This is a genomic window from Variovorax sp. Soil_C_39, assembly GCF_057656815.1.
In genome coordinates this window covers 304,152-319,164 of sequence record NZ_JBDGJQ010000006.1, presented here as the reverse complement: position 1 = coordinate 319,164, position 15,013 = coordinate 304,152, and the positions used below count along the sequence as shown (strand labels likewise).

Sequence of the window (15,013 nt, the reverse complement as noted above, 5' to 3'; positions counted from 1 at the left end):
GGCCTTTGAAAAAAAGCCTGCTCGCTCGTTCTCAAGACAGCTCCCGGGCACCCACGCTGAAGCGACGCACGGAAGCCCCTTCATCTAGACCACCACTGACTCACACAACTGAAAGGTAAGCATCATGGCTGCAGACATGTTTTTGAAGCTCGAAGGCGTCGACGGCGAATCCAAGGACGACGGACACAAGAAGGAGATCGACGTGCTCTCGTGGAGCTGGGGCGCCAGCCAGTCGGGCACCGGCCACGTCGGCGGCGGCTCGGGCGCCGGCAAGGTCAACGTGCAGGACCTCTCGTTCACCAAGTACGTCGACTCCGCGTCGCACCTGCTGCTGCTCGACTGCTGCAACGGCCAGCACATCAAGAAGGGCGTGCTCACCGTGCGCAAGGCCGGGGCCACACCGCTCGAATACATCAAGCTCACGATGGAAGACATCCTCGTGACCGCCATCAGCACCGGCGGCAGCGGCGGCGAAGACCGCCTGGCCGAGACCATCACGCTGAATTTCTCGAAGTTCAAGTACGAGTACACGCCGCAGAAGTCGGACGGCTCGGGCGACGGCGTGAAGGAAACCGGCTGGGACATCGCTGCGAACAAGAAGGTCTGACGATTGGGGGGCTTTGGCCCCCCTTTATGAGTTCGCCGACGGCGGCCTGGTTGACACCGGGCCGCCGTTTTTTCTGGCTCTTCGCCGATCAGCGTGATCATGCGCGCCGCACTGGTTCACATTCTTGCCGCACTCGTAAAGTGGAGCTTAGTGGTTGCCACCCGCCTCGTGAACTAGTTCCTGGGTCCCAAGCTCGTGCCCTCACAGAATGACCGGCCGCCTCGCGTCACCGTCTCCCTTGCCTCGCGCAAGAAGAGACCGGGCCCGATGCGAACGGCACCGGCCGAACTGGCTCAGGTGAATACACAAGGTTTGCAACACAGGGAGAACGGTCATGACGTGCAGTTATCGGTTGAGGTCGAGCTTTTTTTATCTGGCGTTCGGCGCGCTGGTCGCCGGCTGCGGCGGTGGGGGTGGAGGCGGTGGCGGTTTCCCGTTTCCAGTCGCGGGCGTCCCTGCTCCCGCGCCGCCCGATTCAGGCACGCCGACTCCGGCTCCAGCCCCAGCTCCGGAAGAGCTTCCCGCTTGCCTGGCGATGCCGGGTGAAGGCATGGAGGTCGCGGTCAGCGTCTCGACGACGCTCGGCATTCCGCTGCCGCTGGGCGTTGCCACATTGACCAACGAAGGGCCGAAGGCCTTCGAGGGGCAATCCTTTCCGTCGCTGAGTGTCCGCAGCGTGTTCGAGCGCATGGCGGGCCGCGAGTCGCGCCATTCGCTTCACATGCTGGCCGATGCGCCTTTGCTGCCGGTTGGCGCTACGACTTACTCGGCCGACGATGTCTGGGGGAATCGGCGATACGCCTACACCTACGCCAACCTGACGCTGGCGCAGCTGAGTGCAAAGATCAAAGATGGCACAGCCAGCTTTTCGTGGGGTACTCTGGGCTCGGAGCCTAACTGGGAGTGGCTGAGTGGCCTGACCACGTGGGGTAACAACACGTACATTCTGCCGGACGGCGCGAGGTCGGAGATGCTCAATAACTATGGCGGCCTGTCGATTCCAGACTTGACCCCCGCCATGCCATCCCTGTCGATCTTCAACGCCGACGCGCCGACAACACTGCTCATGCTGGAACGCCGCGCCAGGGGATCGAGTCCGTTCCCCACGAACTTCAGGACTGGCGTCAAGGAACTTACCTTGACCAACGCCGGCCGTGAGGACGTGAAGGTTGGCGAGATCACGTATGCGAAGGCGTGCAAGGTCAACATCGTGGTTCGTCGCGCCGACATGTACATCTATAGCGCAAAGCCGGAGACTCTCGAAACCCGCACTGCCAGCGCATGGTTCGGCCCGTCGGGCCTGGTGAAGGTCGAACTGAACGCCAAGGCGCCCTGACCGCAGCGAGCGCCGGCATGCAACGCCGGCGCGCGCTACTCACTCCGAGGCCACCGGCTCCGCCATGAGCCGCGTGGCCTCGTCGTCTTCTGCATCGGCGATCACCCACAGCGTCAGCGCCGTGTAGTTGTCATGGCCGGGCTTGGCGCGCGCCTTGATCTGGCCGTCGAGCTGCTCGGTCCACTGGCTTGGGGTGCGCGAGGCATGCAGGGTTTCGACCAGGCATTCGTCGCCGAGCGGCTCCCAGACGCCGTCACTGCACAAGAGCAGCACATCCCCAGGCTGCAGCCGCATGCGGTCGGACACCGCGATGTCGGGCGCCTCCTCGAGCGAGCCCAGCGCCGACAGCAGCATGTTGCGCTGCGGATGCAGCCGCGCGCCTTCCTCGTCGAGCATGCCGCCCGCCACCATCTGTTGTACCAGGCTGTGGTCGGTGGTGCGCGCGACGATGGCGCCGCCGCGAAACAGGTAGGCGCGGCTGTCGCCGCTGTGCACCCAGGCGAGCGCATGGTCCTCGAGGTCGATGGCCGCGAACACGACGGTCGAGCGCATGCCCGCGAGCTTGCCGCCCTCGGCCTGGCGCGCCACCACGTCGCGGTTGGCCTGCTCCACCAGGATGCGCAGCACGCCCGCATCGAGGCTCGGTCCGGCCGAGAACGCACCGAGCACGCTCGCGCGCACCGTGGCCGCCGCCACGTCGCCGCCGCCGTGTCCGCCCGCGCCATCGGCCACCAGGCAGGCGACAAAGCGCTCGTCGTGCCAATGGCCATGCACGTCTTCGTTGTAGCTGCGGCCGCCCTGGCGGGACAGCGTGACGATTTCGATTTCCAAGCGGATGCCTCTTGCTTGTCTGGTTGCTGTGCTGCAAAAACTCAGCGGCCCGGGGGCGTGGCGGCGTCGGCCTTGAGCCGCGCCATCTGTTCTTCGTACGCTTCGAGAAAGGCCTTGCCGAAGAGGTTGTGAAAGTCGTCTTCCGCTTCGCTCGCGATGCCGCCGTAGAGCGCCACGAACTGGTCCCAGAGCTTGGCCTTGCGGTTGGCGGCGAACAGCGAATCGAGCGCCGACCTGGCGCTGATCTTCTTTTCGAGCTCGTCGGGTTCGAAACGCGCGATCACGTGCGCGAGCGCCGCGCGCAGGCCCACCATCACGCCGAACTGGTGCGCGCGCAGGTCGTCGAAGGCATCGCGCATCGCGGCTTCGGCCGGCATGAAGCCGCGCACGCCGGGCCCCAGCAGGTGCGCGAGCGCGACCTCCACCGTGGGCGAGAACTTCAGCGGGTTGTTGGCCTGCGATGCGATCATCGTGACCTCGGCGCGCACCTCGCGCTTGAACTCCTGGCGCGTGAGCAGCAGCTGCAGCGTGCCCTCCGTGGTGCTGCGCAGCAGGGTGCCGATGCGCTCCATGAGGCCCGGCGTGAGCACCGCGGGCGGCTGGTGCAGGTTGCCGAGGCCGCGCAGCAAGGCGGCGAGCAGCTCGTCGTCGGTGGCGGAGCGCTCCGTGGCGGCCGCAACAGGACGCTGTGGCACCGGCGCGGGCGCGAACACCGGCGGTGGCGCTGGCGGCAGCTCGCGCGCCGGGGTGTCCGGGCCGCTGATGCGGATCGGCTGGTCCGCAATGTCGTCGAACGCGGGCAGCAGCGGTTCGGCCGGCGCGGGCGGCGGCGTCACGGCCCTGGGTGGCGTGAAGCCGAAATGGTCGATCGGCAGGTGGTCGGCGCGTGGGGTCGGCGTGGCTGGCGCCGGGCGCTGCAGCGCCGCGAGCGGGTCGGCCGACGATGCGGTGTTCGGCTGCAGCAGCGGATCGGCGAGCGGCGACAGGGCCAGCGGATCGCCGCCGATGCCGCCGGCACCCGCCGTGCCACCGAAGAGCGCGTCGATGCCCTCCGCCTTGCCGTGCGCGGGCGGCGCGCCGAGGTCGGAAAAATCTTCGAGCGCGCCCATGCCCGCGGCCGGCGCCGACGCCGCATCGGCGCCGAGCAGGCCGGCGAAGGGATCGACCTGCGCTGCCTGCGCATTGCGCGAGCCGGTGGCCATCGGGTCGGGGAAGAGCAGCGGGTCGGCGGACGCGGGCGCCTTCGCGTGCGGGGCGGCAGCGGGTGCGGCGGCCGGCGAGCCCAGGCCCGCGAGCAGGTCGGCGAACGGATCGTCGCTGCTGCTGGCCGGCGCTGCCGGTGCGGGCGCACCCGGTGCCACGGTGTGGGGAATGGCAAGTGCCGGCGGCATCGCGGCCGTCACGCGCACGCCGAGTTCGAAGCTGCCGATGACGAGCCGCACGCCATCACTGAGCGGTGCCTCCTTGCCCGCGCCCAGCGACACGCCGTTGCACTGCATCGGGTTGCTGCCGCGGTCGATGATGAAGTACTGGCCATCGCGGCACAGCACCTGCGCATGCACGCGCGAGACGGTGCGGTCGGGATCGTCCAGCACGAGCGTGTTGGTTTCGGCGCGGCCGATGGTGCCGCCGTTGGGGCCGAAGTCGGCGGCGATGGCCGGGCCTGCCGCAGCGCCTTGCCGGGTGATGACAGCGATATGGATCATGAATCGGCCCTCGGGGCAGCTAGGCCCGAATACAGCCCGTGCGCGCGCGGGCGAAGATGTCCGAAGGAGTATTCATTCCAGTGCGCGGATTGGCAATCTCGCCGGAAGAGATATGCCGTGGCCGCGATGACGTGTGTGCCTCAAGGCGCCAGCAGCAGCACGAGCGTCTGGCTCGGCACGGTGCGCACGCCGGGACAGTTGGTGCTGTTCTGCAAGGAGGTGCTGGTCAGGCGGGTGGCGGGCATGCTGTTCAGCAACACCGTGAACGCACCCGTCAGGTGCCGGCTCGGGCCCATGACGGTTCCCGAGGCCACGCCGAGCAGCACGCCCGCGTTGTCGCCGTTGGTCATCGGAATGGTCGTGCCGAGGTTGTGGGCCGGCGTGCCCATGAACAGGATGGTCGGACAGTTCGGAATGGCCATCGGCCCCATCGCGATGTTCGGATAGGGGACCGGAATCGGCGATGGCGCAGCGGGCGTGATGCAGACGTCGGGGAACCCCATGTCCGTGCCCATCATCTGGCAGTTGGCGAACATGCGCGTCCTCAGCCGAAATGGATTTGCGCGCCGCGCGTCTTCACCAGCTTCGCGCCGTTGATGAGCGCATGCTCGCCGCGCAAGTGGAGCAGCTGCGCGGCATCGCATTCGATGTGGTCGGCGCTGACGCGGTCGAGCCCGCGCGTGGTCCGCAGGTAGTGCTGGCTGAAATGGTTGACGCGGTCCATCACGGTGCTGAGCACGCTTCCGACCAGCTTGACCGTGCCGGCAATCAGGCGCACGCGCTCGCCGACGTACTCGGCCGCGTCGATCGACACGGCGGCGGTGTCGGCCCGCATCTCGAGGCGCGAAGACTTCATCTGCAGCTGCTCGGCCTCGAGCGCGAGCCGGCCACCTTCCACGACGAAGCGCGTGTCGCCGCTGCACTGAAGCAGGCGCTCCTGCGCGCCGGCGCAGCGCTCCAGCACGCCCAGCACCCAGACGTCGTCCGGCGCAGCGCCGAAGCACAGCACGGTGTCCCCGGCGATGGGCGCGAGCAGGCAACTGGCCGCCGTACGAACGCGCGTGAATGCCTCGCCGTTCCGGATGCATGGCTGACCGTCGTCGCCTGCTTCCAGCAGCGCGGTCCAGCAGTGCTCGGGATGGCCGGCGTGGGGCGGTTGGACGGCAGCAGCGGGGCGGCTTCGGTGCAGCGCGGCGTCGGCCCTGCGAGGTGTGTGGCGAGAGGTGGTCTTCATGGCAGCACTTCCATCAAAAGAAATCGAGCGGCATCGGCAGGCGAACATCAGACCGGGACAGGCCGCCAGTCCTCGGCCTGCGCGAGGTCGGCGTCGGTCTCCAGTGCCCGCGCGCGGTCGTCCATCCGGGCGTCGTCGGTCTTCGCGCGGTGCAGGCAGGCACGGGCCAGGGTCGCGTCGCTCAGGTCCGCGCGCTGGAGGTTGGCGTGGCGCAGATCGGCATAGGTCAGGTCGGCGCCAACGAACCGTGCGCCGTCAAGGCTCGCGCCTGCAAAGTGCACCTGGTAGAGCTGTGCAGCGCTGAAGTTGGCTTGCGGCAGGCGGGCACCTGTGAACAGCGCCTGGGCCAGCTTGGCGTGGCTGAAATCCACGCCCGCCCCCTCGGCTTCGCAGAAGAGTGCGAGCGGCGCATCGATGCGGTCGAAGCGGGCCTCGTCGAGCTTGGCCGATTGGAAGTTGCACTGGCGCAGCGCGGCGCCGCTGAAAAGCGCGCCGCGCAGGTCGGCGCCTGCGAACTGGCAGCTCTCGAGCGCCACGCCCTCGAACGAGACGCCCGCGAGCTGGGTCGTCGAGAACGCGGTGCGCAGCAGGGTGGCGCCCTGCCATCCGACATGGCGCAGGTCGCAACCGGCGACCGTGGTGTGGACCCAGCGCGTGTTCTCCGCCCCCACGTCGAGCAGGCTGCTCTCGGTCAGCACGCTGGCATCGAGCAGCGCGCCGCGCAGCATCGCGTGGTCCAGGCGTGAGCGGGTGCAGGCGAGCATGCTCAGGTCGGCATCCGTGAGGTTGACATGCGATGCGTCGCACTCGCTGAGCACGGCCGCGTGCAGGGCCGCCGCGCGCAGATCGGCGTGCGCCATCTGGCATTGATTGAAGACGGCGCGCTGCAGCCGCGCACCGCCCAGCAATGCCCCTCGCAGGTCGCACTGATTGAAGACCGCCTCGCGCAGGTCGGCCCGGCGCAGGTCGGCCTTGGAGAAATCGGTGCGATCGAACAAGGCACCGGCCAGGCTGGCGTTCGCGAAGTGGCCGCCCGAGAGGTCCAGGTCGGGAATCGATTCGCCGAGCAGCACGGCAAGTACCAGCGTGGTCGCGTTCATCTTGATTTCGAGGTCCTCATGCGCCGGCAGCGTGCTGTTCGGGCGTGAGCCGCGGCCAGGTGCGCGCGCGCTTCAGCAGCGCGCCTTCGAAGCGCACGCCAGCATCGAGCCGGGCACGCGACAGGTCGGCCCCGAAGAGATTGCTGTTGCGCAGATCGGCGCCGCGCAGATCGGCATGCTGCAGGATCGCGTCGCTGAAGTTCACACCCGCGAGGCGCGCGCCCTGCAGCGCGGTGCGGCGCAGCAGGGCGCCTTTGGCCGAAGCCATGCGCCAGTCGCTGTCCGGCAGGAGGGCTTCGCAGAAGTTGGCGCCGTCGACCACGCTGCCGACCAGGCGCGCACGGGACATGTCCGAGCCGCCGAAATTGACACCCTGCATCCGCGCCCCGGAAAAATCCGCGTCGGCCAAGGAGCAATGCTGCGCGAAGACCATGCCGCCGCCGGTCGCGCCGCCGAAGCGTGCGCCTTCGAGCTGGCAGGTCACGAGATTGGCCTGCGCCAGATTCGCTTCGCGGAAGTCCGCCCCGGTGAGGTCGCACTCGACGAACTGACACCCCGCCAGCCCGGCTTCGCCGAGCCGCAGGCCCGGCAGCGCCAGGCGATAGAAAAGTTGCTCCTGGGCCTGGAGGCCGTGCGCATCGGCGCCCTCCCAGCGCGTGCCGATGAGCATTGCGCCCTTGATGCGAGCACGGCGCAGTGCCAGGCCGCCGAGGTCCGCTTGCGAGAGTTGCGTGTCGCTGAAGTCGGCCTCGTCGAACACCGCGCCCTGCCACCGGGTACGGCCCAGGTTCGCACCGCGCAGCACAGTGCCAATGCCGATGGCACCGTCGAGCCTGGCATGCGCCAGGACCGCCGAAGTGAGGTTCGCGCCCGACAGGTTGGCCTTCGTGAGGTCTGCGCTTTCGAGCCAGGCGCCCGCGAAGTTGACGCCGCGCAGATCGAGGCCCGAGAGATCGGCACCGGTGAAGTCCATGCCACTGAAGAAGCGCAACCCGCCCGCAAGCGCCTGCTTCAACCCGTCGCGCAGGGTGGCCGCCTGCGCTGGCGCCATGGCAGGTGCGGGCGACTGCTCGTGCGCGCCTTGCAGGTAGCCCACCCGCTCCATCGCTTCCTGCTGCAGCAGCTTGGCGCGCGTGGCTGACAGATCGAAGGTGCCGGTCGCCCCGGCGTTGGCCGCCTGCAGTCGCTCGAGCGCCACGTCGGCGTTGAACGTTGGCGGCCCGCGGTGCGGCAACGGCTTCATCGCCTTATGCGCCTTGGACGAGGCCGCCGCCCTTTCGAGGGCATCGAGAACGTCGTCGATGGCCGCCAGTTGCTGCTGCTCGGCTTCGACGATCTTCTTCTTGAGAAAAGGGACGCGCTGCGCCGGCGTGGGCAGCGTCTCGCGCGGGGGCATGACCACGCCCAGGGCGTCCGGGTCGCGGCCGCTGGCGCGCAGGTCTTCGCGTGCCAGTGCCACGTCGACTTCCGCACGGCGGCGTTGTGCTTCGGCCTGCAGGCCCTGGCTCGCGAATGCCTCCGCAGCGCGCTCGGCTTCCGGGTCGACGGCATCGAGGCCTTCGGGCAGCAGGTCGCTGTCGTCCAGGCATTCGATGCCGCCCCAGCGCGGATCGGCGCGGCGCGCGAGCGCGTCGAGGTAGTGGTGATCAGGGCGCGGCGCGTCGAGCCGCTCGACGGCGCCGAGCAGTCCGTGCACGTCGCCGCCATCGTCCCGCGCCACTTCGGCCAGCCCCTGGAACAGCAGCAGCGCCCGCTCGGCATGCGGAAAGAACCAGGCCGTCGTCAGGCGCAGCGGAACTTCGCGCAGGCGCGGCGCGGTGGCGCCCGCGGCGCGATAGTCGGCAAACACGCGTGCGCGCAGGCCGGGCAGACGCCCCTCGACCGACGCCTTCTGCGGGTGCATGTGATCGAATGCGAAGGGCTCGTCGCCGCGCAGAGGCGCATCGAACCACTGGTCCGCCGGTGCAAGGTTGAAGTAGCGCCAGTCCAGGTCGGGCGCGAAGCCTGGCGCGTGCATCTTCAGATAGTCCGCGTCATAGGTGCCGCGATAGCGTGCACGCTCGGGATGCATCGGCCCGCGCGCGCCGAAGCCTGCGGGCACCACGCGCTGGTCGGGGTGGCGCAGCGGATCGCCGGGCAGCTCGATGTTCGGCAGCCGGTGGACCCCATCCTGCGGCGCCGCCCCGACGCCGTCCGGATTGCCCGGCTCCGGGGGCCCGCCCCAGGCGCGCGCCCATTCGATCGGCATCTCGTCGAACGCGGCGGGCGCGGTCGCGTTCACGCCCTCCCACCGGCGGTCGCCGAAGACCAGCAGGCTCTTGCTGCGGCTGCCCACGCGCGCGCGCACGGCACATGCGCCCCGCGCGTCCTTCGGCGCGAAGGCCTTGCCGTGCACCAGGAACTCCGACGTGAGCTTGGCCACCCCCTCGTCCACCAGCGGCACCGACATCTCGTGGCCGATGAAGTTCCATGCCGACTGCTCGCCCCAGAGCGTCCCGCCGGCGGCCTGAGCAAAGGGAACGTGCAGCATCGCTGTCACGCACAGGCCGAATCGCTTGCGGTACTCGATCGGACGGGTGGTCAGGCAGACTGCCTGGGGTTTGACGACTTGCATGGTGGCCTCGCGCGGTGGAGCTCGCGTCACTCCTGCGTCGGATTGCCGGCGTCGTCGCGGTCCAGCAGGTCGCCGGCCTCGCGCTCGGTGCCGATCGCATTGGGGAACAAGCCAAGGGCCGCGTAGATCACGCCGCCCGCGCCCAAGGTCCCTACCGTCACCACTGCATCGTCGCGGTTTTCGCCCACCATGCTGCGCATGCGCGTGAGACGCCCGCGCATGCCCGGAATCTTGTCGATGTCATTGCTCGACAGGATTTCCGTCAGGAGCTTGTGCGCATCGTTGTATTGCTCGCCGAACGACGCGGCGCCGCTGAGATAGGACACGGCGCCGTAGCCCAGGCTTGTGACCGCCCCGGCAGTCCCCGCTTTCGCCATCAAGGCGGTCGCCGGGTCGCCGTTGCCGGCGCCAGCGCCGGGCATGATCGAATGCAACGGCGCCTGCCGCACCGAGGTTCCGTCGCGCTGGATGTTCAGTCCCGCCACCGAGCCCATGCTGATGGCCAGCGTGTTCTCGACCTTGAGGCCCAGGAAGTTCGACATGGCGACGCCCAGCGCGTTGTCCATGCTCAGGCCCATGAAGGTCGATCGGGTCACACCGAGATTGAAGTCGGTGTTGATGCCCATGTACCCACTCGAGTTCGGGCCCAGCACCGTGGTGTTCGAGCCCACGGAAACGGTGTTGATGTTGCCCACCGCCACCATGTTGAGCTCGGTGTTGCTCACCAGCGTGTACTTCTGGAAGGCCGCCGCATAGGGTGCGGCGTTGGCATCGATCTTCATCGAATTGGCGCCCGTCACCTTGAACTCCATGTGGCCGGCTTCGAACAGCATGGTCGGTGCCTTGTACTTCACCCCGCCCTGCACCGTGACCGTCTGCGTGCCGATGACGGTGCGGGTCTCGTTGCCGCCCGTGATGTCGGTGCGGTTGCCGTCGGCCTGGATCTTGTGATGGCCCTTCACCAGCAGCGCATGGTCGATGTCGACGTTCGTGGTCTGGTAGCCGACGATGTGGTTGTCCTGGTTCTTGCCGACCGTGAGTTTCTGGAACTGCCGAATCTCCGTGGTGTCGTTGTTCTCCACCGTCGTCTTGCGGTTGCGCACGATGGTGGAGGTCTGGTCGCGCTTCACCGTCACCGACTGGTCGCGGTCCACCGAGGTCGAGTCGTCGAGCTCCACGCTGCGGCTCATGTTCCGCTCGGCATGGATGTTGATGTTCTCGGCGCCCTTCTTGTCCTCGAACATGATCTCGTTGTAGTTCGCGGGGCCGCCGCCGGGCGTGGAGCGGGTCTTGAAGCCGCTCTGCGTGGGCGACTTGTAGGGAATCGGCTGGTCGTCGTTGTAGACGCGGCCCACGATCACGGGCCGGTCGGGGTCGCCGTTGAGGAAGTCGACGATCACCTCCTGGCCGATGCGCGGGACGAAATACCCGCCCCAGCCCTTGCCGCCCCACGGCTGTGACACGCGCACCCAGCAGGTCGACTTCTCGTTGCTCTCGTCGTAGCGGTCCCAATGAAAGTGCACCTTCACGCGGCCGTGATCGTCGACGTGCAGTTCGTCGCCCGCCGGGCCGACCACGATGGCGGTCTGTGGCCCCGGCATGGTCACGCGTGGCGTGAGGCGCGGCGGCCTGAAGGCGCGCTCCATCGGCAGCGCCGTGATCAGGAACGCGCTGGCGCCCGGCTGCGCGGTGTTGAGCACGGGCGTGCCGGCGATCAGGTCCTCGAGCACCTCCAGCGTGTCGGCGTTCACCGCATCGTCTCGCAGCGCTTCGGCCAGCACCGCATGCACATGGCGGGGCGCCGCGGCACTGGCGTCGACGCTCTCGTAGCCGTGGTGGCTCACCATGAAGGTGCAGGCCGCAATGACATAGTCGCCGTTGCGGGTGCCGTCGGGATCGCCTTCGAACTTGAAGCTGCGCCCCGCGGCCACGTCGGGCCAGCTGGTGAGGGCCCAGTGCCGGTCGCGGCGCGCATTGAGCTCTTCGCCGCGCCACTTGGTGCGGTTCTCGCCGTCGTCGCCGTTGAAGTAGCCGCCGGGAAATTCGAATTCCTCGAAGTCGGCGAGTTCGTGGTCGTCGCTCGCATCGATCTCGAGGTTGAGCTTCTTCTTGATCGCCTTGAAGTCGCTGTCGCGCGACGCCTGCTTGCCGGTGTCGAACTGGCGCGCGCTCACCCAGCGCGTGATCTCTGCGTGCCGCGCCTCGCTCGCGCCGTCGAGCGCGTAGTGCAGCGTGTCGACGACCGGCAGCTTCTCATGCGCCAGGTCGCTCGCGTCCGACAGGTGCATGGTGCCCGGCGCATCGTGCGCATCGAACCAGTAGTAGATGCCCTCGTCCTCGAGCAGGCGCGACAGGAACTGGTAGTCGCTCTCCTGGTGCTGCACGCAGTAGCGCCGCGGCGTGTGGGTGCCGATCACGTTGCCGGCCTTGGTCTTCTTGAAGCGCTTGATCGGGCTGTCCTCGAACACCGCGTCGAGCACCTCGAGCACCTTCTTGTCCTGCAGGATGCGCGAGTTGGTGCGCTTGGTCAAAAGCCAGAACCACGAGCGCAGCGTGATGCGGTATTCGAAATGCCGGCCCACGTGCCCGCTGCGCACGAAGCGCACCGCATGCCCCTGGCAGTGCCGCTCGTGCCCGCCGCCGTCGGCGTCCTCGAACTCGATCACCACGTCGAACGCACGCCCGAGAATGTCCGTGGCATCGATCGCCTTGTTCGTCGACAGCACCGTGAGTTCGTAGGTCGAAGGGCGCGCCAGCGCCTCGTGGCCCACGATGCGCCAGAACATCAGGTCGTCCTTGGCGGGTGAATCGGATTCGATGCGGAACGCGTGGTCGGCCATGGGGTTCTCTTGTGGGAAGCCTCGGAAGCTGCGAATCAGTCGAAGGCGTAGGTGAAGTCGGCGTCTTTCACGTCCAGGGCCACGCGGCGGATCTCGCCGCCCGACGCCAGCCGCTGCAGGTACTCGACCGAGATGGTGGGCAGCACGGTGTTGGTCAGGATCGCGTCGATCACGCGCCCGCCCGACTCCGGGTCCTGGCAGCGCGCGACCACCTGTTCGACCACCGCTTCGCTGTACTCGAAGGGCACGCCGTGGTTCGTCTCCACGCGCTTCTTGATGCGGCCCAGCTGCAGCCGAACGATCTTCTTCATCATCTCGGGCGACAGCGGGTAGTACGGAACGGTGACGATGCGCCCCAGCAGCGCGGGCGGGAACACCTTCATGAGCGGCGCCTTCAGCGCATCGGCCAGCGCGTTCGGCTCGGGCAGCAGCTCGGGGTCGCGGCACATGCTCATCACGAGCTCGCTGCCGGCGTTGGTGGTGAGCAGGATGATCGTGTTCTTGAAGTCGATCATGCGGCCCTCGCCGTCCTCCATCCAGCCCTTGTCGAAGACCTGGAAGAAGATCTCGTGCACGTCGGGGTGGGCCTTCTCGACCTCGTCGAGCAGCACCACGCTGTAGGGCCGGCGGCGCACCGCCTCGGTCAGGATGCCGCCCTCGCCGTAGCCGACGTAGCCCGGGGGCGCGCCCTTGAGCGTGGAGACGGTGTGCGCCTCCTGGAACTCGCTCATGTTGATGGTGATGATGTTCTGCTCGCCGCCGTAGAGCGCCTCGGCCAGCGCGAGCGCGGTCTCGGTCTTGCCCACGCCCGAGGTGCCGCAGAGCATGAACACGCCGATCGGCTTCTGCGGGTTGTCGAGCCGTGCGCGCGAGGTCTGGATGCGGCGCGCAATCATCTCGAGCCCGTGCTTCTGGCCGATGACGCGCTGGTTCAGCGTGTCGGCGAGCTTGAGCACCGCCTCGACCTCGTTCTTGACCATGCGGCCGACCGGGATGCCGGTCCAGTCGGCCACCACCGAGGCCACGGCCTGTTCGTCGACCGAGGGCAGGATCAGCGGCGACTCGCCTTGCACAACGTGGATCTTCGCCTGCAGCGCATGCAGCTCTTCAAGCAGCGCCGCGCGGTTGTCGCTTCCACCCCCACCCTCCCCCGGTGGGGGAGGGAGTGAAGCGTCCACCGGCTTGTTCCCACCCCGCAGCTTCGCCCGCAGTTCGAGCAGCCGGTCGACCAGCCCCTTCTCCTCCTGCCAGCGCGCATTGAGTGCCACGAGCTGCGTCTTCGACTCGTCGAGCAGCGTCGCCACCTGCGCAGCACGCTTCGTCACGTCGATGCCGATGGCCTCCTCGCGGCCGATGATCTCCTGCTCGACCGTGAGGCCCTCGATACGGCGCATGCAGTCTTCCACCTCGGGCGGCGTGGCGTGCTGCGACACGGCCACGCGCGCGCAGGCGGTGTCGAGCAGGCTCACGGCCTTGTCGGGCAGCTGGCGCGCAGGAATGTAGCGGTGGCTCAGCTTCACGGCCGCCTCAATGGCCTCGTCGAGCAATTGCACGCGGTGGTGCTTCTCGAGCACGCTGGCCACGCCGCGCAGCATCAGGATCGCCTTGGTCTCGTCGGGCTCGGGCACCTGCACCACCTGGAAGCGCCGCGTGAGCGCCGGGTCCTTCTCGATGTACTTCTTGTACTCGGCCCAGGTGGTGGCGCCGATGGTGCGCAGGTTGCCGCGTGCGAGCGCGGGCTTCAGCAGGTTGGCCGCGTCGCCGGTGCCGGCCGCACCGCCCGCGCCCACCAGCGTGTGGATCTCGTCGATGAAAAGGATGATCGGCGTGGGCGAGCTCTGCACCTCGTCGATCACCTGGCGCAGCCGCTGCTCGAACTCGCCCTTCATGCTTGCGCCGGCCTGCAGCAGGCCAAGGTCGAGCGTGAGCAGCTTCACGTCCTTGAGCTGCGGCGGCACGTCGCCGCGCGCCAGGCGCTGCGCGAAGCCCTCGACCACCGCCGTCTTGCCCACGCCGGCCTCGCCGGTGAGCAGCGGGTTGTTCTGGCGCCGGCGCATCAGGATGTCGACGATCTGGCGGATCTCCTCGTCGCGCCCGGTCACAGGGTCCATCTCGCCCTTCTTCGCCTTCTCGGTGAGGTCGACCGCGAACTTCTTGAGCGCGTCGCCCTTGCCCATCGCGGCCGGCGCCATCGCGCCGGTATCTTCGCCGGGCGCCCCTTGCCCCAAGCCCGTGCCGTCCTGCGCGCGCATCTGCGCTTCGGGCGAGGCGTCGCATATCTTCGCGAAGTTGTCGCACAAGTCCTCGAGCTTGATCTTCTCGAACTGCTTCGACAGGTTGAACAGCGGATTGCGCAGGCTCTGCGTCTTGAGCATGCCCACAACGAGGTAGCCGGTGCGCACCTGCGCCTCGCCGAACTGAAGCGTGGCATAGGTCCAGGCGCGCTCGATCGCGTTCTCGATGTGCGGCGAGAAGTCGCTGATCGCGGTGGCGCCGCGCGGCAGGCGGTCGAGCGCGGCCGTCATGTCCTTGGCGATCACCGACACGTCGAGGCCGTAGTGCTGGATCACGCGGTGCAGGTCCGAGTCCTGCGCCTGCAGCAGCTGGGCGAACCAGTGCTCGAGTTCCACGTAGGGGTTGCCGCGCATCTTGCAGAACACGGTCGCGCCCTCGATGGCCTTGTAGGCCAGCGCATTCAGTTTGCCGAAAAGGGCTGTGCGGCTGATTTCACTCATGGAGGACTCC

At 68.1% G+C, this 15,013-nt stretch carries 10 protein-coding genes; 2 read left to right on the top strand and 8 right to left on the bottom strand.

The features are described from left to right. Window positions 1–124: 124 nt before the first annotated feature. The gene (locus tag AC3A6J_RS18125; RefSeq protein WP_487861359.1) at window positions 125–607 is read left to right on the top strand and encodes an Hcp family type VI secretion system effector; all 483 of its coding nucleotides are present in this window, start codon (window positions 125–127) and stop codon (window positions 605–607) included. 334 nt (window positions 608–941) lie between these two features. Beyond that, on the top strand, window positions 942–1,943 hold the full coding sequence (locus tag AC3A6J_RS18120) for a hypothetical protein (RefSeq protein WP_487861358.1): 1,002 nt from the start codon (window positions 942–944) through the stop codon (window positions 1,941–1,943). A 39-nt stretch (window positions 1,944–1,982) separates the two neighbouring features. Here the strand turns inward: AC3A6J_RS18120 and AC3A6J_RS18115 are convergent, their stop codons facing one another. The 8 genes from AC3A6J_RS18115 to tssH form a co-directional block, all read right to left on the bottom strand. Continuing rightward, window positions 1,983–2,774, bottom strand: coding sequence for a PP2C family protein-serine/threonine phosphatase (locus AC3A6J_RS18115; protein ID WP_487861357.1), 792 nt, complete (start codon window positions 2,772–2,774; stop codon window positions 1,983–1,985). 41 nt (window positions 2,775–2,815) lie between these two features. Further along, window positions 2,816–4,480: a type VI secretion system-associated FHA domain protein TagH gene (gene tagH / locus AC3A6J_RS18110; RefSeq protein ID WP_487861356.1), complete on the bottom strand. Its 1,665-nt coding sequence runs from the start codon at window positions 4,478–4,480 to the stop codon at window positions 2,816–2,818. 140 nt (window positions 4,481–4,620) lie between these two features. Then, the gene (locus tag AC3A6J_RS18105; RefSeq protein ID WP_487861355.1) at window positions 4,621–5,016 is read right to left on the bottom strand and encodes a DUF4150 domain-containing protein; all 396 of its coding nucleotides are present in this window, start codon (window positions 5,014–5,016) and stop codon (window positions 4,621–4,623) included. Between the two features lie 8 nt (window positions 5,017–5,024). Next, window positions 5,025–5,714, bottom strand: a complete 690-nt coding sequence (locus tag AC3A6J_RS18100; RefSeq protein WP_487861354.1) for a DUF3540 domain-containing protein — start codon at window positions 5,712–5,714, stop codon at window positions 5,025–5,027. 47 nt (window positions 5,715–5,761) lie between these two features. Beyond that, on the bottom strand, window positions 5,762–6,814 hold the full coding sequence (locus AC3A6J_RS18095; protein ID WP_487861353.1) for a pentapeptide repeat-containing protein: 1,053 nt from the start codon (window positions 6,812–6,814) through the stop codon (window positions 5,762–5,764). Window positions 6,815–6,830: 16 nt separating this feature from the next. Further along, window positions 6,831–9,428 carry a DUF2169 family type VI secretion system accessory protein gene (locus AC3A6J_RS18090; protein ID WP_487861352.1) on the bottom strand — a complete coding sequence of 866 codons (2,598 nt, stop codon included), beginning with the start codon at window positions 9,426–9,428 and terminating at the stop codon, window positions 6,831–6,833. A gap of 26 nt (window positions 9,429–9,454) precedes the next feature. After that, window positions 9,455–12,268, bottom strand: coding sequence for a type VI secretion system Vgr family protein (locus AC3A6J_RS18085; protein ID WP_487861351.1), 2,814 nt, complete (start codon window positions 12,266–12,268; stop codon window positions 9,455–9,457). 35 nt (window positions 12,269–12,303) lie between these two features. Continuing rightward, on the bottom strand, window positions 12,304–15,003 hold the full coding sequence (gene tssH / locus AC3A6J_RS18080; protein ID WP_487861350.1) for a type VI secretion system ATPase TssH: 2,700 nt from the start codon (window positions 15,001–15,003) through the stop codon (window positions 12,304–12,306). Between the last annotated feature and the right edge of the window lie 10 nt (window positions 15,004–15,013).